General features: G+C 65.9%; 20 protein-coding genes. 15 read left to right on the top strand and 5 right to left on the bottom strand.

The window, feature by feature from the left end:
• The first annotated feature begins 3 nt into the window (after window positions 1-3).
• The 14 genes from RM25_RS05615 to RM25_RS05550 all read left to right on the top strand — a co-directional run bounded on the left by RM25_RS05615 (window position 4) and on the right by RM25_RS05550 (window position 11390).
• Window positions 4-873 (top strand): L-threonylcarbamoyladenylate synthase, encoded by an 870-nt coding sequence (locus tag RM25_RS05615; RefSeq protein WP_230954623.1) that lies wholly within the window; start codon window positions 4-6, stop codon window positions 871-873.
• 8 nt (window positions 874-881) lie between these two features.
• On the top strand, window positions 882-2018 hold the full coding sequence (locus RM25_RS05610) for an MraY family glycosyltransferase (protein ID WP_044636170.1): 1137 nt from the start codon (window positions 882-884) through the stop codon (window positions 2016-2018).
• 113 nt (window positions 2019-2131) lie between these two features.
• Window positions 2132-2533 carry a hypothetical protein gene (locus tag RM25_RS05605; protein WP_044636169.1) on the top strand — a complete coding sequence of 134 codons (402 nt, stop codon included), beginning with the start codon at window positions 2132-2134 and terminating at the stop codon, window positions 2531-2533.
• Window positions 2530-2754: an AtpZ/AtpI family protein gene (locus RM25_RS05600; protein ID WP_013160945.1), complete on the top strand. Its 225-nt coding sequence runs from the start codon at window positions 2530-2532 to the stop codon at window positions 2752-2754. Before RM25_RS05605 ends, RM25_RS05600 begins: the two co-directional genes overlap by 4 nt.
• A gap of 106 nt (window positions 2755-2860) precedes the next feature.
• Window positions 2861-3628: a F0F1 ATP synthase subunit A gene (atpB, locus tag RM25_RS05595; protein WP_036941473.1), complete on the top strand. Its 768-nt coding sequence runs from the start codon at window positions 2861-2863 to the stop codon at window positions 3626-3628.
• Window positions 3629-3673: 45 nt separating this feature from the next.
• Entirely contained in the window at window positions 3674-3892 is a 219-nt protein-coding gene (gene atpE, locus RM25_RS05590; RefSeq protein WP_013160947.1) for an ATP synthase F0 subunit C, read from the top strand.
• Window positions 3893-3902: 10 nt separating this feature from the next.
• Window positions 3903-4457, top strand: coding sequence for a F0F1 ATP synthase subunit B (locus tag RM25_RS05585; protein ID WP_036941293.1), 555 nt, complete (start codon window positions 3903-3905; stop codon window positions 4455-4457).
• Window positions 4454-5233 carry a F0F1 ATP synthase subunit delta gene (locus RM25_RS05580; protein ID WP_044636168.1) on the top strand — a complete coding sequence of 260 codons (780 nt, stop codon included), beginning with the start codon at window positions 4454-4456 and terminating at the stop codon, window positions 5231-5233. Before RM25_RS05585 ends, RM25_RS05580 begins: the two co-directional genes overlap by 4 nt.
• Window positions 5234-5307: 74 nt before the next feature.
• Entirely contained in the window at window positions 5308-6945 is a 1638-nt protein-coding gene (gene atpA, locus RM25_RS05575; RefSeq protein ID WP_041704150.1) for a F0F1 ATP synthase subunit alpha, read from the top strand.
• Window positions 6946-6947: 2 nt separating this feature from the next.
• Window positions 6948-7883 (top strand): F0F1 ATP synthase subunit gamma, encoded by a 936-nt coding sequence (locus RM25_RS05570; protein ID WP_013160951.1) that lies wholly within the window; start codon window positions 6948-6950, stop codon window positions 7881-7883.
• Window positions 7884-9335, top strand: coding sequence for a F0F1 ATP synthase subunit beta (atpD, locus tag RM25_RS05565; protein WP_013160952.1), 1452 nt, complete (start codon window positions 7884-7886; stop codon window positions 9333-9335).
• Window positions 9335-9802: a F0F1 ATP synthase subunit epsilon gene (locus tag RM25_RS05560; RefSeq protein WP_052809127.1), complete on the top strand. Its 468-nt coding sequence runs from the start codon at window positions 9335-9337 to the stop codon at window positions 9800-9802. Before atpD ends, RM25_RS05560 begins: the two co-directional genes overlap by 1 nt.
• Window positions 9803-9843: 41 nt before the next feature.
• Entirely contained in the window at window positions 9844-10302 is a 459-nt protein-coding gene (locus tag RM25_RS05555; RefSeq protein WP_013160954.1) for a DUF2550 domain-containing protein, read from the top strand.
• A 23-nt stretch (window positions 10303-10325) separates the two neighbouring features.
• Window positions 10326-11390 (top strand): lipoate-protein ligase LplAB, encoded by a 1065-nt coding sequence (locus RM25_RS05550; RefSeq protein WP_144406047.1) that lies wholly within the window; start codon window positions 10326-10328, stop codon window positions 11388-11390.
• Window positions 11391-11564: 174 nt separating this feature from the next.
• Here RM25_RS05550 and RM25_RS05545 read toward each other — a convergent pair whose 3' ends face one another.
• From RM25_RS05545 to RM25_RS13230, 3 genes are all read right to left on the bottom strand, one after another.
• Window positions 11565-12173, bottom strand: a complete 609-nt coding sequence (locus RM25_RS05545; RefSeq protein ID WP_013160956.1) for a cob(I)yrinic acid a,c-diamide adenosyltransferase — start codon at window positions 12171-12173, stop codon at window positions 11565-11567.
• 78 nt (window positions 12174-12251) lie between these two features.
• A complete protein-coding gene (locus RM25_RS05540) occupies window positions 12252-13082 on the bottom strand; it encodes an alpha/beta fold hydrolase (protein ID WP_044636167.1) in 831 nt (276 codons plus the stop codon).
• The gene (locus RM25_RS13230) at window positions 13079-13357 is read right to left on the bottom strand and encodes an Rv1322 family protein (protein WP_013160958.1); all 279 of its coding nucleotides are present in this window, start codon (window positions 13355-13357) and stop codon (window positions 13079-13081) included. The genes RM25_RS05540 and RM25_RS13230 overlap by 4 nt, the downstream gene beginning before the upstream one ends.
• Window positions 13358-13450: 93 nt before the next feature.
• On the opposite strand from RM25_RS13230, the gene nucS reads away from it, so the two are divergent.
• The gene (nucS, locus tag RM25_RS05530; RefSeq protein WP_013160959.1) at window positions 13451-14161 is read left to right on the top strand and encodes an endonuclease NucS; all 711 of its coding nucleotides are present in this window, start codon (window positions 13451-13453) and stop codon (window positions 14159-14161) included.
• Between the two features lie 40 nt (window positions 14162-14201).
• Here the strand turns inward: nucS and RM25_RS12740 are convergent, their stop codons facing one another.
• Window positions 14202-15995: a hypothetical protein gene (locus RM25_RS12740; RefSeq protein ID WP_052809126.1), complete on the bottom strand. Its 1794-nt coding sequence runs from the start codon at window positions 15993-15995 to the stop codon at window positions 14202-14204.
• Window positions 15996-16153: 158 nt separating this feature from the next.
• Entirely contained in the window at window positions 16154-16729 is a 576-nt protein-coding gene (locus tag RM25_RS05520) for a 1-acyl-sn-glycerol-3-phosphate acyltransferase (protein WP_044636166.1), read from the bottom strand.
• Window positions 16730-16879: the final 150 nt, after the last annotated feature.

Raw genomic sequence — 16879 nt, 5'->3', positions numbered from 1 at the left:
CACGTGAGTGGTGCGCAAACCAACAAGACCGACCAGATGGGGCAGGGCACGTCCGCCGCATCGCCGCAGGAGGGCGGCTCCGGGGAAGAGTCCTTCCGACGCTTTGACCTGGCCACGCAGAGGGATGAGGCGCTGCGGGCGGCCCAGGCCGCGGTGGGTGCCGGCCAGAACATCGTGCTGCCGACCGACACCGTGTACGGGATCGGGGCCGATGCCTTTTCGGCCGATGCCGTCCAGGGCCTGCTCAATGCCAAGCATCGCGGGCGCGATATGCCACCACCGGTGCTGATCGCCGAGCCCGCCATGCTGCCCGCCCTGGTCAGTTCGATCCCCCTGGGTGCCGAGCGCATGATCAAGGAGTGCTGGCCCGGCGCGTTGACGCTGATCCTCAATGCGGCCACCGCCCTGCACATGGACCTGGGGGAGACCGCGGGCACGATTGCGGTCCGCGTCCCGGACAATGACGACGCCCGGGCGCTGCTCCTGCACACGGGCCCCCTGGCAGTGTCCAGCGCCAATATCTCGGGGCAGCCCTCAGCCACCGACGTGGGGGCCGCCATCGCGATGCTGGGCGATTCGGTGGCCGTCTACCTGGATGGTGGCCGGACCCCGGGTCCGGTCGCGTCCACCATCGTTGATTTCACGGTCAGCCCCGCCGGGCGCATCCTGCGTCAGGGCGTCATCGGCTTCGACCAGCTGGAGGGGCTTTCCCCCGGGCTGGAGGACCTGGTGACCGAACAGGTGCAGGCCGATCAGGCGGCCGCGGCCACCCCGCCCTCGTCGTCACCTGATGCCCCATCCGGGTCCGGGCCCTCCGGGACGCCCGACAGCTCCGCCGATGCGGGGGCCGGATCAGGCTCCGGGCAGGACTGAGCAGCCCCATGCGCGAGTACCTCCTGGTGATGCTGACCGCATTCGCCGCGACCTATCTGTTCGCGGGCCTGTGTCGACGGGTCGCCATCCGGACCGGTGCGCTGGCCCCTGTGCGCGAACGCGACGTCCACGCCACCCCGACGCCCTATCTGGGCGGGGTTGCCATGTTGGTCGGGGTGGGCGCGGCCTTCCTCCTGGCTGCCCACATGCCCTTCCTGGGGCGTCATCCCACGGTCTCGCGCGATGCCCTGGGCATCTTCCTGGCAGCGCTGGTGATCTGCGTGATCGGGGCGATCGACGACGCGATCGACCTGCCGTGGATGGCCAAGATCGCGGGTCAGGTGCTTGCTGCGGGCGTCGCCGTGCTCAACGGGGTGCGCATGTACTGGGTGAGCCTGCCGCACCAGATCTTCGCGCTCGACGAGCCGACCTCGATCCTCATCACGGTGCTCTACATCTTCGTCTGCGTGAATGCGATCAACCTGATCGACGGGCTCGATGGCCTCGCGGCGGGGGTGGTGGGCATCGGCTCGCTGGCGATGTTCGTCTACACCTATCTGCTCGCCTATCAACAACAATTCGTCGTCGCCACCACGGCCAGCCTGGTCACGGCGACGATCGCGGGTATCTGTGCCGGTTTCCTGCCCCACAATTTCTTCCGCGCCAAGATGTTCATGGGCGACTCCGGCGCCATGTTGCTGGGACTTCTCCTGGCGTGCAGCACCTTGTCGTTGACCGGGCAGATCGACTCGTCGGCACTGACGCCGAGTCGGGGTGACGCACTGCCGGCCCTGCTCCCGATCGTTCTGCCGATAGCGATCATGGCCCTGCCCCTGATCGATATGACAATGGCCTACATCCGCCGCACCTGGAACGGGAACTGGTGGTTCGTCGCCGACAAGAAGCACCTCCACCACCGGCTCCTCCAGCGTGGACACTCGCAGATCAAGGTGGTGCTCATCATGTACATGTGGACCGCGATCATCGCCTTCGGCGTCATCGCCCTGGGGCTGGCTTGGTACTGGCCGGTGATCCTGGCGGTGGCAGTGGCCATTGCGGTCGCGATCGTGTTGACCGTGGTTCCCATGCGCCAACCGAAGTCGCCCGCACGGCGGCTCGTCGAGCCCAAACCGGTTGAACGCTGAATTGTTTCTTGCGGCCCAATGCGTGGTAACTTCAAAGTACTCATGGTTGCACCCAACTGCTCTGAAGGGCCCCACCGTTGAACCCCTCTGTCAACAGTGCATGGCTGCGCTCGATGACGCGTCGTGGCCTGCTGTTCGCGATGGTCTGCGCTGTGCCCGCAGGAGTGGTCAACGGCATCGTCGGCGGCCTCGAGTCGGTCATCGGCTGGTTGCTCGCAGTGGGATTGGTGGGGCTGTACTTCATTGCCGGAGTCGTGGGTGACGCCCTGGCGGTGCGGCGTGCCGATGCCTTCGGGATGACCATGCTGCTCGCCGGGTTCCTGGTGCGCGCGGCAGCGGTCGCACTGGTGCTGTGGCTCCTGGCGAGTCATGGGCTGCTGGCCGGGGCAAACCGGGGCAATGGATTCGTGTGGACCGTCCTGGCGATGGTCATTGGTTGGACTGCGGGACTGGTGGATGCCCACCGTCGCGCTCGTTTGCCGATCTACGCATCGGTGGGAAGGGAGACGCCATGAGCGAACCGGTCGAGCATGACGAGCATCCTGACCAGGCCCAGCCCGGCAGCGGACTACAAAGCGTTTCCTATCTCCTGGCCGGAATTGCGCTGTATGGCGGGCTCGGCTGGCTGGCAGACAAGCTATTCAACACGGTATGGTTCCTGCCGGCCGGTTTGCTGATCGGGACTGCAGCGGCCGTGTATCTCATTGTCAAGCGATTCGGGGGCCGTCATGAGTAATGAAGCGACCGTGGTGGACGCTCCCGAGACCTCAAAGGGCCATCCCGTTGCCATTGTGGTGACGATGCTGGTGGTCTGGATCGCACTGACCTTCCTGGCCGAGCGCATCGGCGGGGGAGTGAGCAGTTGGCACGCGCCCAGCCAGGAGGATTTCGAGTTCTCCGGCTGGTTCGGAACCACATGGTTCAACAAGCCGATGCTGCTGGCAATTATCGGATTCGTGGGTGTTCTCGCCTACTGGCTGATTGCCTCGCGTCGCCTCAAGGTGATTCCCTCGAAGGCCCAGTTCTTCGCCGAGTACGTCTATGACTTCGTCCGCAACATCGGGCGCGACATGATCGGCCCCGGCTACCGCCGCTTCACCCCGTACCTGCTCACCTTGTTCTCGTTCATCCTGGTCAGCAACTGGTTCGGCGAGACCTTCGTGTTCATGTTCCCGACCTTCTCGCGCGTCAGCTACGCCTATGCCGGTGCGATCCTGACCTTTCTGGCCTATGTGATCTCCGGCTTCGCCAAGCACGGCCTGGGCTATCTGCGCGTCGCCCTCATTCCCAGTGGGGTGCCGCCGTGGCTGTACCCGGTGATCATCCCGCTGGAATTCCTGTCCTCATTCATCACCCGACCGCTCACCCTGTCGGTGCGACTCTTCGCCAATATGTTCGCCGGACATATGTCCATCATGGTGTTCGTTGGTGGCGGTGCCGCGCTGCTCGGTTGGGTGCACAACAGCTTCTACAATGTCACCGGCGTCTTTGCCCTCCTCTTCGGAGTGGCGATGCTGTGCCTGGAGTTGTTCATCGGGTTCCTGCAGGCCTATATCTTCACGATCCTGGCTGCGCAGTACATCGGTTCCTCGGTGGGCGCAGCCCACTGACCAAAGTCATCTTCATTCGAAGATAACCATCCGAAAGGAAATGCAATGACACCGTTGGAGATCTCCGGTTCGCTCAACGTCATCGGCTACGGTCTGGCGACCCTCGGACCCGGCATCGGCGTGGCGCTGATCTTCGCCGCGGCCATTCAGGGCATCGCTCGTCAGCCCGAGGCCCGCGGCTACATCATGACGCCGGTGTACATCGGCTTCGCCATTGTTGAGGCCCTCGCCATTCTGGGCTTCGTCTTGGCATTCATCAAGTGAGCCTCGGCCGATGACACCCAACGGATTGGTGCCCCATATCGATTTGGGGCCGCTGCTCCCGGAGCTGCCTGAGTTCCTGGCGGGACTGTTGCTCCTGGGGCTCATGTGGATCATCGTGGCCAAGGCCGTGGCGCCCCGCTTCGAGCAGCTGTATGAAAAGCGCAGCAGCGAGATCGAGGGCGGCATCCAGCATGCCGAGCAGGTGCAGGCTGAGGCGGCAAAGGCCCGCGAACAGTACCAGGCGCAGCTGTCTGAGGTTCGTGAGTCGGCGGCAAAGGCCCGCGAGGATGCGAAGACCCGCAGTGCCGAGATCCTGCGCGATGCCAAGAACGAGGCCGCGCAGGAACAGGCCCGCATGATCGCGGAGGCCCGTGCCCAGATCGCCAGCGAGCGTGAGATCGCCGCCGGCCAGTTGACCACCCAGGTCGGCGGACTGGCAACCACCCTGGCCGGACGCATCGTCGGGGAGTCCCTCGACGACGACGAGCGTGCCAAGCGCACCGTCGAACGCTTCCTGAAGGAGCTGGAAAACCAGCCCGCACGAAACCAGACCATCGGAAAGTGACCAACGTGAACGGCACCCGCATTGAGCGCCTGGACGAGGCAGCCGACAAGATCGTGGCCACCTCGTCCCTGAGTACGGAACTCTTCGCCCTGGTGGATGAGCTGAATGCTCAGCCTGACCTGGGGCGCGCTCTGACCGACCCGGCGTTGGAGGCCGAGGGTCGGGGCAAGCTTGCGGGAGCCCTCCTGGGCAAGCGCCTCAGCGGGCCCACGGTCGACTTCGTGGTCCAGGCACTGGCCCTTGATTGGGCCAGCGGTCGGGAATTCACCTCGGGGCTGGGCCGCCAGGCGATTCGCATCGCCCTGCGCAGCACAGACGCCGATCAGGTGCGCACCGAGCTGAACGTGGTGCGTGAGACCCTGGCGACACATGACGAGCTACGGGTTGCCATGGCCGGGCACACCGCCGGTGAGGAGGCCCGGGCCAAGCTCGTCGACCAACTGCTCGGCGACAAGGTCGACCCCGTGACCGCGATGTTGGTCGGCCGGGCGGTACGTGACGGCGAGCACGTGCAGGACGCGCTGTGGTCGTGCATGGAGCTGGCCAGCCAGGTCCTTGGCCGGATCCTGGCACGTGTCACCGTGGCAAGGCCCCTGCCCGCCTACCAAATGGCCGAACTCGGTGAACAACTGCGCCGATTGTATGGACAGCCGGTGGACATGGCCGAACACGTCGACCCGTCGGTTCTTGGCGGGGTCCGCGTCGAGCTGGGCGATGACGTGATCGACGGCACGGTGGCCTCGAAGCTGTCCGAAGCCCAACGTGAGCTGGCCTGAGCCCCATGGCCGACAAGTTACCCACGACCACTCCCGTACCGGGACAACATGCGACAACCAGGAAGGCAAACGCCATGGCTGAACTGAGCATCAGCTCGGATGAGATCCGCGACGCGCTGGACACCTTCGTCCACAATTTCACGCCCACACAGGCGGCCCCCGAAGAGGTCGGCCACGTCACCACTTCCGGCGACGGCATCGCGCGCGTCGAGGGCCTGCCCAATGTCATGGCCAACGAGCTGTTGCGCTTTGACAACGGCACGATGGGCATTGCACTGAACCTTGACGAGCGGGAGATCGGCGTCGTGGTCCTCGGGGAGTCCGAGGGCATCGACGAGGGCTCGATCGTGCGGGGCACCGGTGAGATCCTGTCCGTGCCGGTCGGCGACGGCTATCTCGGTCGTGTCGTGGACGCGATGGGCAATCCGATCGACGGCAAGGGTGCCATTGACGGCATCGCGGGGCGTCGCGCCCTCGAGCTCCAGGCCCCCGGCGTGATGGATCGCCAGGAGGTCACCGAGCCCCTGATGACCGGCCTCAAGGCCGTCGACTCGATGATCCCGATCGGACGCGGTCAGCGTGAGTTGATCATTGGTGACCGCAAGACCGGCAAGACCGCCATCGCCACCGACACGATCATCAACCAGCTCGACAACTGGCGCAGCGGTGACCCGAAGAAGCAGGTGCGCTGCATCTACGTCGCGGTCGGCCAGAAGAACACCACCGTCGCCGAGGTTCATGAGAATCTGCGCAAGGCCGGCGCCATGGAGTACACGGTGATCGTGAATGCCCCGGCATCCGACCCCGCCGGCTTCAAGTACATCGCCCCCTACTCCGGCTCGTCCATCGGACAGCACTGGATGTACGAGGGCAAGCACGTGCTCATCGTCTTCGACGACCTGACCAAGCAGGCGGAGGCCTATCGGGCAATGTCGCTGCTGCTGCGCCGCCCGCCGGGCCGCGAGGCCTACCCCGGCGATGTGTTCTACCTGCACTCCCGCCTGCTGGAACGTTGCGCGAAGCTGTCGGACGAGCTCGGTGCGGGATCCATGACCGGATTGCCGATCGTCGAGACGAAGGCCAACGACATCTCGGCCTACATCCCGACGAACGTGATCTCGATCACCGACGGTCAGATCTTCCTGCTCTCCGATCTGTTCAACGCCAACCAGCGGCCGGCTGTCGACGTCGGCAACTCGGTGAGCCGCGTCGGCGGCGCTGCCCAGACCAAGGCCATGAAGAAGGTCTCGGGAACGCTCAAGATCGACCTGGCCCAGTACCGCGACATGCAGGCCTTCGCCATGTTCGCCTCGGACCTCGACGCGACCAGTCGCCGCCAGCTCGACCGGGGCGCACGCCTCACAGAGCTGCTGCGCCAGCAGCAGGCCCAGCCGCTGCGCATGGAGGAGCAGGCCGTCTCGATCTGGGCCGGCGTCAACGGCAAGCTGGACGACGTGCCCGTGGACGATGTGCTGCGCTTCGAGTCCGAGTTCCTGGAATTCCTGCGCGAGAGCACCGACCTGCTCACCACCATCGCATCCAGCGGTGCGCTGAGCGACGAGACCGTGGCCTCCCTCGATGACAGGATCGCCTCGTTCAAGCAGACCTTCCGCACCAGCGACGGCCAATTGCTGGCCGGTGCCAGGGATTCGGAGAAGGTCGGCAATGAGGACATCAACCAGGCCAAGATCGTGGCCACGAAGAGGTCCTGACCATGGCGACATCCCTGCGTGAGCTGAAGCAACGGAGAAATTCCGTTGCCACGACGATGAAGATCACCAAGGCCATGGAGCTCATCGCCGCCTCGCGCGTCACCAAGGCCCAGCAGCGGGCCCGCAACGCCGACGAATACACCCGTGAACTCGTGCGTGCGGTGTCAACCGTGGCGGCCTACACGCGCGAGGACCACCGGCTGACCCAGATCAAGGAGCATCCCAAGCGCGCCGCGGTGCTGGTGATCAACTCCGACCGTGGTCTGGCCGGCGGTTATCCCGCCAATGTGATGAGGGCCTCCGAGGGACTGCTCAAGCACCTGGCCGAGGGTGGGCTGGAGACCGACATCTACACGGTCGGGCGCCGTGCCCTGGATTACTTCAACTTCCGCCATGTGCCGATCAAGCAGTCGTGGCAGGGGTTCTCCGAGGATCCGCACTACGCCAATGCCCATGACATCGGGCGGGTGCTGATCGATCAGATCATGAAGGACACCGAGGCCGGCGGAGTCGATGAGATCCACGTGGTGTACACGCGGTTCCTGTCCCTGGTCTCCCAGCGCACCGAATTGGTGCGGCTCCTTCCCCTGCAGGTCGTGCGCGACCAGGAGGAGACGGCCCACGCCGGCGACGACGTCGTGAGCGACAATGCGGAGATCGCACCGCCCTACAACTTCGAGCCCGATGCCGAGACGGTCCTGGACGCACTCCTGCCGCTGTACGTGATCGATCGGATCAAGTACATGCTGCGTGAGTCGGCGGCGTCCGAGCTGGCGGCCCGCCAGCAGGCCATGCACTCGGCCACTGACAATGCCCAGCAACTGATCGACACCCTGACGCGTCAGGCCAATACCGCGCGCCAGGCCGAGATCACCCAGGAAATCACCGAAATCGTGGGCGGCGCGAGCGCGTTGTCCGAATCAACACAGGAGATGTGAATGACTGCCACACAGACAGCTCCCGAGGACGCCGGGACGGCCGGCACCGGTCATGTCGTCCGCGTGATTGGTTCGGTGGTCGACGTCGAGTTCCCCTCGGGTCGCCTTCCCGAGATCGACAATGCCCTGCACGTCTCGCTCGACAGCGGCGATGGTTCAACGACCATCACCATGGAGGTCGCCCTCCAGGTCGGCGACAACACGGTGCGATGCATCTCGCTGAAGCCGACCGACGGCCTGCGCCGTGGCACCGAGGTGGTCGACACCGGTGCACCGATCAAGGTCCCGGTGGGCGATGTGACCAAGGGTCACGTCTGGAACGCGACCGGCGACCTGCTCAACGCCGACCCCGCCACGGTGAAGATCGACGAGCGGTGGTCGATCCACCGCGAGCCGCCGGCGTTCGACGCCCTGGAACCCGAATCCCAGATGCTCGAGACGGGCATCAAGGTGCTGGACCTGCTGACCCCCTACGTACAGGGCGGAAAGATCGGCCTGTTCGGCGGCGCCGGCGTCGGCAAGACCGTGCTGATCCAGGAGATGATCTACCGCATTGCCCACAACTTCGGTGGCACCTCGGTGTTCGCCGGCGTGGGGGAGCGCACCCGCGAGGGCAATGACCTCATCCATGAGATGGAGGAGGCCAATGTGCTGAAGGACACCGCACTGGTCTTCGGCCAGATGGACGAGCCGCCGGGAACGCGCCTGCGCGTGGCACTGTCGGCCCTGACGATGGCGGAGTACTTCCGCGACGTCGAGAACCAGGACGTGTTGTTGTTCATCGACAACATCTTCCGGTTCACCCAGGCAGGTTCTGAGGTGTCGACGCTGCTGGGCCGGATGCCCTCGGCGGTGGGCTACCAGCCGAACCTGGCCGACGAGATGGGCCAGCTCCAGGAGCGGATCACCTCGACGCGAGGTCATTCGATCACCTCGATGCAGGCCATCTACGTGCCGGCCGATGACTACACCGACCCGGCTCCGGCAACGACCTTCGCCCACCTGGACGCCACGACGGAGCTCAGCCGCGACATTGCCTCGCGAGGCCTGTACCCGGCCGTGGATCCGCTGAGCTCGACGAGCCGCATCCTGGCCCCCGAGTACGTCGGCAAGGAACACTACGACGTGGCCACCGAGGTGAAGCAGATCCTGCAGCGGAACAAGGAGTTGCAGGACATCATCGCCATCCTCGGCATCGACGAGCTGTCGGAGGAGGACAAGATCGTCGTTGGACGTGCCCGTCGCATCCAGCAGTTCCTGTCGCAGAACACCTACATGGCCACGAAGTTCACCGGCGTGGAGGGCTCCACCGTGCCGGTGGCGCAGACCGTCGAGAGCTTCAAGATGATCGCCGAGGGCAAGTGCGACGAGATTCCCGAGCAGGCCTTCTTCAACGTCGGTGACATGGATGATGTCAACAAGAAGTGGGACCAGCTGAAGAAGGAGGGCTGATGCCGAATCTTCTCCAGGTCGAGGTGGTGGCTGCGGAGGGCAAGGTCTGGGAGGGCCAGGCCGTCTCGCTCGTCGCCCGTACGACCGAAGGCGATATCGGTATCCTCGCCGACCACGAGCCGTTCATGGCGGCGCTGGTTCCCAGCGCCGTGCAGGTGACCACCCCGGAGGGCATCGACGAGATCATCGCGGTGTCCGACGGGTTCATCTCGGTCTTCCGTAATCGCGTATCGCTCCTGAGTTCGTTTGCCGAGCTCGCGCAGGAGATCTCCGTGGAACAGGCGCGGGTGACGGTCGCGAACCTGCATGAGCGCATCGACAGCTCGGAGGCCACCACCGACGAGGCCCGCGAATACAACCGTGCGTTGGCACAGCTGCGGGCCGCCGGCCAGTACCAGGCGAAGATGAAGGGCCAGAGCTACTCGGAGATCACCCCGCAGCCCGCAAAGATCGCGCCGGGGGACTAGGGGTCCGCGACGATGGATAACGAGCACAGGGCGATCGCTTCATGATCGCCGCGCTCGAGATCGTGGCTGTGGTGCTGGCGCTGGCCGTCGTGGCCGGCCTCGGCGTGCTCATTGCCAGGCGGCAGTGGCTCCTGAGCCGTGAGGGGATCTTCAGCTGCGAGGTGCGCCAGCGCCTGCCGAGGAATGGTTCGCGGTGGGTTCCCGGTGTGGCCCGCTACTCGGGCAATTCGTTGCTGTGGTACAAGATGCTGTCGGCGAGCTTCCGACCCACCTTGGTGATTCGCCGCCGGGGGGCCCGCCTCATGGACCATCGGGCACCGAGCCCCCAGGACGGTCTGCTGGCAGTGAACAGCCACCGGATCGTCCGCCTTGAGGTGCACACTCCAGGTGGGGCGGAGCATGTGATGGAGTTGGGTCTCGCGCCGGAGTCGCTCATGGGCCTCATGGCGTGGCTCGAAGCGGGCCCCCCCGGTGGCGAAAGCTATCGCGAATTCGACTAGGTCAGCTGACAGGGGGAGACACCATGGCCGAGGCAGCGTTGCGCGGCGAGTACAAGGTGCGTGGAGGAAAACTGGTGGCCGTCGATCTGGAGATCGTGGACGGGCGGCTCGCACGCGTGCACGTATCGGGGGACTTCTTCCTGGAACCGGATGATGCCTTGGACGAGATCAATGCGGCGTTGGAAGGCCAGCCGGCCAACGCCAGCGTGGCTGACCTCGCCGCGGCAATCCGGGCGCGGCTGTCGCCCGACGCGCGACTGATCGGCTTCGATCCGGAGGCAGTGGGTATCGCGGTTCGTCGGGCAGTGCGCGGCGCGCTCGGATGGAACGACCTGACCTTCGAGGTCATGGGACCCAAGGTGATGGATCCGACGCTGCACGTGGCCCTGGACCAGGTAATCCCCGATGAGGTGTCGCAGGGCGTGCGCGGACCGGTCTTCCGCTTCTGGGACTGGGACCGGCCCCTGGTGGTCATCGGCTCGTTCCAGTCGGTGCGCAATGAGGTGGATGAGGCCAACGCGCGCAAGTACGGCATCAAGGTGGTGCGTCGCATCACCGGCGGCGGGGCGATGTTCATGGAGCAGGGCAACTGCCTCACCTACTCGATGGTCGTCCCCGGATCCCTCGTCGAGGGACTCAGCTACGAACAGTCCTACGCCTACTTGGATGACTGGGTGCTCGGTGCGCTGGCAGAGGTGGGTGTGAACGCCACCTACAAGCCGCTCAACGACATCGCCAGCGACAAGGGGAAGATCGGAGGCGCCGCCCAGCGCCGGCTGGTCGATGGCACGGTGCTCCACCATGTGACGATGAGCTACGACATCGACGCCGACAAGATGATGGAGGTGCTGCGCATCGGGCGGGAGAAGCTGTCCGACAAGGGGACGAAGAGCGCCAACAAGCGCGTCGACCCGATGCGCTCACAGACCGGGCTGCCCCGCGACGAGATCTTCACCAGGTTCCTGGCGTACTTCAAGAATCGCTACAACTGCGTCGATTCCGATTACACGCCCGAGGAGATGGCTCGGGCCCAACAGCTGGTCGACACCAAGTTCAACACCCCTGAGTGGACCTATCGGGTTCCCTGAGCCCGAACCATTCCCGGCGGGCGTCCTGCCCGCCACCTGCTGACGCCGCCCACCTGCCGATCCTGCCCGCCACCTGTTGGTGCTGGGTTGTGGGCAGGCCGTTGGGGGGTGCAAGTGGCGGCCGGGGCCTCTCCGGGTCACGCGGGTTCGGCAGTGCGCGGCACCACGCCTCGCTCAGACCTCACGCTCGCCGTCGGGCACCCAGAGCACCTCGTCGTGTTCCGCCTCGTAGTTGGCATGGCGCGACAGATTGAACAGCAGGTCCGAGAGCCGGTTGAGGTACTTCACCGCGATCAGGCTCACCCCACCCTTGGGCTCGGAGCTTCCGTCCTCGCCGCCGAAGGCCTCGACGGCCTCCCAGGCGGCCCGCTCGGCGCGGCGGCAGGTTGATCGGGCCACGTGGAGCTGTGCGGCCAGCGGACTTCCCCCGGGCAGGATGAATGAGCGCAGTGCCGGCAGGTCCTCACCGAACTCGTCGATCCACTTCTCCAGGCGATCCACCGAGGTCTGGTCCACGCGTACCGGCCTGAACTTGGGATCGGACACCACGGGACTCGACAGGTCGGCGCCGACGTCGAACAGCTCATTCTGCACGATCGCGAGCACCTTCTGCATGTCGTCGCTGGGGTCGAGCGTCAGGGCCACCCCGATCGTGCAGTTGGTCTCGTCCACCTGCCCGTATGCCTGCACACGGGGATCGGTCTTGGGAGCAACTTCGTTGTTGGACAGGCGGGTGGTGCCGGCGTCGCCGGTGCGGGTGTAGACGCGCGTGATGTTTACCATGTCTCTTACCCTAATCGGCAGTTGCGGAATGGCGGTGGGGAGCAGCGGGGAATCTGTCCGCGGCGCAGTGCGTGGCGCTCACTCACCGTGCGTGACGAAGTTGCGGAGCAGCTGCCCGAACTCGGCGGGTTCGTCGGCGTGTACCCAGTGGGCGGCGCCCGGCACGGTCACCAGCTCAACCCGGGGGAACAGCGCCTGCATGGCCGCGTGGTAGGCGGGTTGCACATAGTCCGACTTGCCACCCGAGACCCACAGGGTGGGTCCGTCCCAGTGGCGCCCGGCGAAGTCGGGAAAGGCCTCCATCTGGGGCAGCGCCCGGGCCAGAAGAGCCAGGTTGGCGCGCCAATGCCAGGTCTCGGGTCCGCGGTCCCCGAGCGCCGGCGTGGACGGCCCGTGGTGAAGGTTCTGCAGCACGAAGCCACGAATGACCGGGTCGGGGATCTGCTGGGTCAGGGACTGGTCAGCCTGGCGCCGTGATCCCAGGGCGGCGAGGTCAAGGCCGCGCATGGCGGAGATGAGGCCGGTGAAGAACTTTGAGTGGCTGTACCTGACCGGCGCAATGTCCACGACGCACAGCTTCTCGACGAGCTCCGGGTGGTCCAGGGTGAGGCACATCGCGGTCTTGCCACCCATCGAGTGCCCGATGAGGACCACCGGTTTGCGTGCGGCGCCGCGGTGTTTGAGTTCGGCGGCCACGGCGTCGCCCATGGCCCGGTAGTCGAATTCCCCGGTCCAGGGTGACAGCCCGTGGTTCGGGGCATCGATGAGCAGGCTGGTCGCCACGCCATCAAGGGCCTTGGCCGCACCCGCCAGGTTCTTGCCCTGGCCGAGCAGGCCGTGCAGGAACACCGCAGTGGCCGGCCCGGAGCCGATCGTCGTGACGTGAAGGGACCCGGATGACTGGTTCATGGCCGCCTATTCCAGCAGGAGGTGTGAAAGTGATGACGGAACTCAACCGGCGAAATTGCGCCGATCGGGGGCGTTTCGAGCCACGCGACCACGTGCGCGGTGCCCGCCGGGATCATGCGGTTGCATTCCGGACAGCGGTACTCCTTGACGGAGCGTCCTGCCACGATCTGCTGCACGATCCAGCGTCCGTCGTACTTCTGCACGGCCGTGCGCATGGCGCCGACGTTCAACGGGCGCGCGGCGCGAAGATGCTTGCTCGGACGGTGGTGACCCATGCGTCCAAGACTAATCGGCCCGTCCGAACAGGTGGTGGCAGCGGCCTCGCTCGGCCCGGCGATCGGCTGGAACGCCCTGCTACCGTGTACGCCGTGCGCGTTGTTATAGCCCGCTGCCAGGTTGACTACGGCGGAAGATTGACTGCCCACCTACCCATGGCGAAGCGGCTCATCATCATCAAATCCGACGGCTCAGTTGCCGTGCACAGCGATGACCGCGCCTACAAGCCCCTGAACTGGATGAGCCCGCCCTGCACTCTCACCGTCCTGGATGCGCCGCAGGACCTTGCGGCCACAACGGCCGACCTCGATGCCGAGATCGACCAGGTGTGGATGGTCAAGGCCCGCAGCGGTGACATCCTCCAGATCGCCATCGCCGAGATCATCGACGATCATGAATACGATCTGGGCATCGATCCGGGACTGCAGAAGGACGGAGTCGAGGCCCATCTGCAGGCACTGCTGGCGGAGAACCCACAGACCTTCGGCAAGGGCTATCGATTGGTGCGCCGAGAATTCCCCACTGCCATCGGTCCGGTCGATCTCCTGCTGCGCAGTGACGACGGGGGATACGTGGCGGTTGAGGTGAAGCGACGCGGCGAGATCGACGGAGTGGAACAGCTCACGCGGTACCTCGAGCTGATGAATGCCGACCCCCTGCTGGCACCGGTGCGGGGTGTCTTCGCCGCACAACTCATCAAGCCGCAGGCAAAGGTGCTGGCAAGCACCCGCCACATCGACTGCGTGACAGTCGACTATGACGCATTGCGGGGCATCGACAACGCGGAGGAACGCCTGTTCTGAGCCGACGGGGCCGGCGGTTCTGGCCGCCGACCCGGCACGGTCAGCGGGACTTCTTGTTCCGCCGCGAGCTGCGCGGTTCCCCCTGGGGGTCCTTGGTCTTCAGCATGGTGGTTTCCTCGTCGGGTGAGGCATCCGTCGCCCCATTGTCGCCCGAGTGCGCCAGCCACTGCTGATCGTCCTCGTGCCCCCCCGACTGCTGTCCCTCGGGGCCCACGGTCGCCTTCAGGGCCATGGTGGCGTCGGGTCCGGTGGAGGTGCCATCAGCCAGCGACAGGGCGGCGTTGGTCAGCGAGTCGGTGTTGGGGAAGTCGGCCACGGATTCCTGGGCAAGCGCCCGCACATTCGACAACTGGGCCAGGACGGCGTCCTTGCGCAGCTCGAGGGCGTGCGTCTCGCGTTCGAGCTGTTCCTTGCGCCAGGCGTACTGCTCCTCGAGGCGATCCTTCATCATCGCGGACTGGCGATGGGCGGCCGCGACCTGCGATTCCGCTTCGCGCACGCCGTCGGTCTTGCTCTGCTCGGCGGTAGCCAGCGCCTTGGCGCTCAACTCGGCCACCTGATCGGCCTGGGCCTTCACCCGGGCGGCCGATTCCTGGGCCGTCTTGGTGCTCTGCGCCAGGAGCGCATCGATGTCCTTGCGCACCTTGTCCGCCTGGGCGGATGCGGCGTCCAACGCCTTCTGGGCTGCGTCGTGTGCGTCGGCCTGGATCTGATCGGCCTGGGCGCGGGCCTGGTCCAGGATCTGCTTGGCCTGGGCCTGCCCCTGGGCTCGCGCGTCCGCGGCTTCCTGCTTGCCCTTGTCCACCAGCTCGCTGGCCTGGGATTCGGCGGAGGCCTTGGTGGCATCGGCCTCGCGGCGCGTATCGGCAAGGATCTCCTCGCCCTTGGTGTGCGCGTCAGCCAGGGTCGACTCAGCGTTCGCCTTCGTCGCCTGTGCCTCGTTGCGGGCATCGGCCAGGATCTCGTCGGCCTTCGCGTGCGCGTCGGCTAGGGCGGCCTCCGCCTTTGCCCTGGTGGCATCGGCCTCGCGCCTGGCGTCGGCCAGCACCTGGTCGGCCTGCGCGTGGGCATCGGTGAGCGCCTGCTGGGCCTTGGCCTTCGTGGCCTCCCCGTCACGACGTGCACCGGCAAGGATCTGCTCTGCCTGGATGTGGGCCTGGGCCTCGATCTCCTGGGCCCGGTTCTTTGCCTCCAGTGCGGTCTGGGCCGCCTTCTGCTGGTTCTGCTGCTCCGAGGCCTTCGCGGCGTCGTCGGCCTTGTGTGCCAAGATCTCGGCCTGCTGCTCGGCCTCCTGGATCACGGCCTGCGCCTGCTGCTCGGCCGAGGCCACCACGGTGGCGGCCTGTTCCTTCGCGTGCGCGATGACCGATTGCGTCTGTTGCTCGGTCTCCTTGCGCAGGTTGCGCAGGTTCGTCAGCCCGGAGACACGCACATCATCGGCTTCGGTCTGGGCATTGGCGCGCAGGTCGGCCGCAACGCGGCGGCCTTCCTCCTTGATGCGCTCGGCCTCGACCCCGGCCTTGGTCACCAGGTCGTCGGCCTGGGCCTCGGCGGCGCGCAGCAGGTTGGTGGCATGTGCACCCAACCGGGTGAAGTCGGTCGTCCCCTGCTCGGACTTCAGTGACTCGAGGTCGCGCAGCCGATCGCGATTGAGCTGGCGGGCTGCTGAGAGACGCTGCTCCAGGTCACGTACGTAGTTGTCGACCGTGCTCCGGTCGTATCCCATCATCGCGTGGGGAAAGCTCCCGGCCGCGCTGGCCCGGTCGTCGAAGAGGTTTAGGCCGGTCTCCTCGCTCTGGTCATCACCGGTGTGGCTGTCGTCGTATTGGCTCATCGAAGGCTCCTCGGGCAGGTCTGGATCGAGGCTACCAATTCCGGGCGGGATTGAACTTGTGAACCGCCCGGACGTGGGGGCATCCGACCAGGCTCTGGCAGGTGTACTTGTCGGGTGGATGCGGATCTGGATGTCGCCGTGACCGCGCGACGGCCCGGTCAGGAGTCCTCCTCGCGCAGCCGCGGGTCGGAGCGCAGTTGCGGGTGGACGCCATCGAAGCGGTCGTAGAAGGCACGGATGCGATCCATGTCGGCATGGACATCGCCGGTCAAGCGGATCGTGGGTCCGACCTCGACCTGTCGGCGACCGGCATCGATGCCCGCCAGCGTCACCGGCAGCCCGGCACCCAGTGCGATCCGGTAGAAGCCGGACTTCCAGTACTGGCGAGGTGACCGGGTCCCCTTGGGGGCGATGACGAGCTTGAAGGAGTGTCCCTGCTCTGCCTGCGCCACCAGGTGCTCCACCACCTGTCCGGGATGGGCACGATCCACCGCCACGGCGCCGAGGGCCTTTCCGAGGGCCCACAGGGGCCCCCGCATCCACGACTTCTTCACCAGCACCTTGAGTGGCACCCGGTAATACCAGGACACGCCCAGGAAGGCGATGAAATCCCAGTTACTGGTGTGGGGCGCGCCCAGGACCACGCCCGGCTCGCTGGTCAGTTCCCGGCCGACCAGCTGGTAGGGACTGATCGCCCACCCGATCCTGGCGATGGCCTGGCGCACTCGCATCATGGGCGGCGTTCCCTTCTCGGAAGCTGGTGGGTGGCGGTGGGGTGAAAGTGGTCGTGAACGCAGCTGTGGCGCATCCGACGATGGATGCGCCACAGGCAGATGTCGCCGGGTCGGTGGTGATCAGGACCCGCGGGCGACTAATCGACTACT

This window comes from Propionibacterium freudenreichii subsp. freudenreichii (assembly GCF_000940845.1).
Classification (GTDB): domain Bacteria; phylum Actinomycetota; class Actinomycetes; order Propionibacteriales; family Propionibacteriaceae; genus Propionibacterium; species Propionibacterium freudenreichii.
The sequence above is the reverse complement of the archived record's forward strand: the minus strand, read 5'-3'. Positions and strand labels throughout refer to the sequence as shown.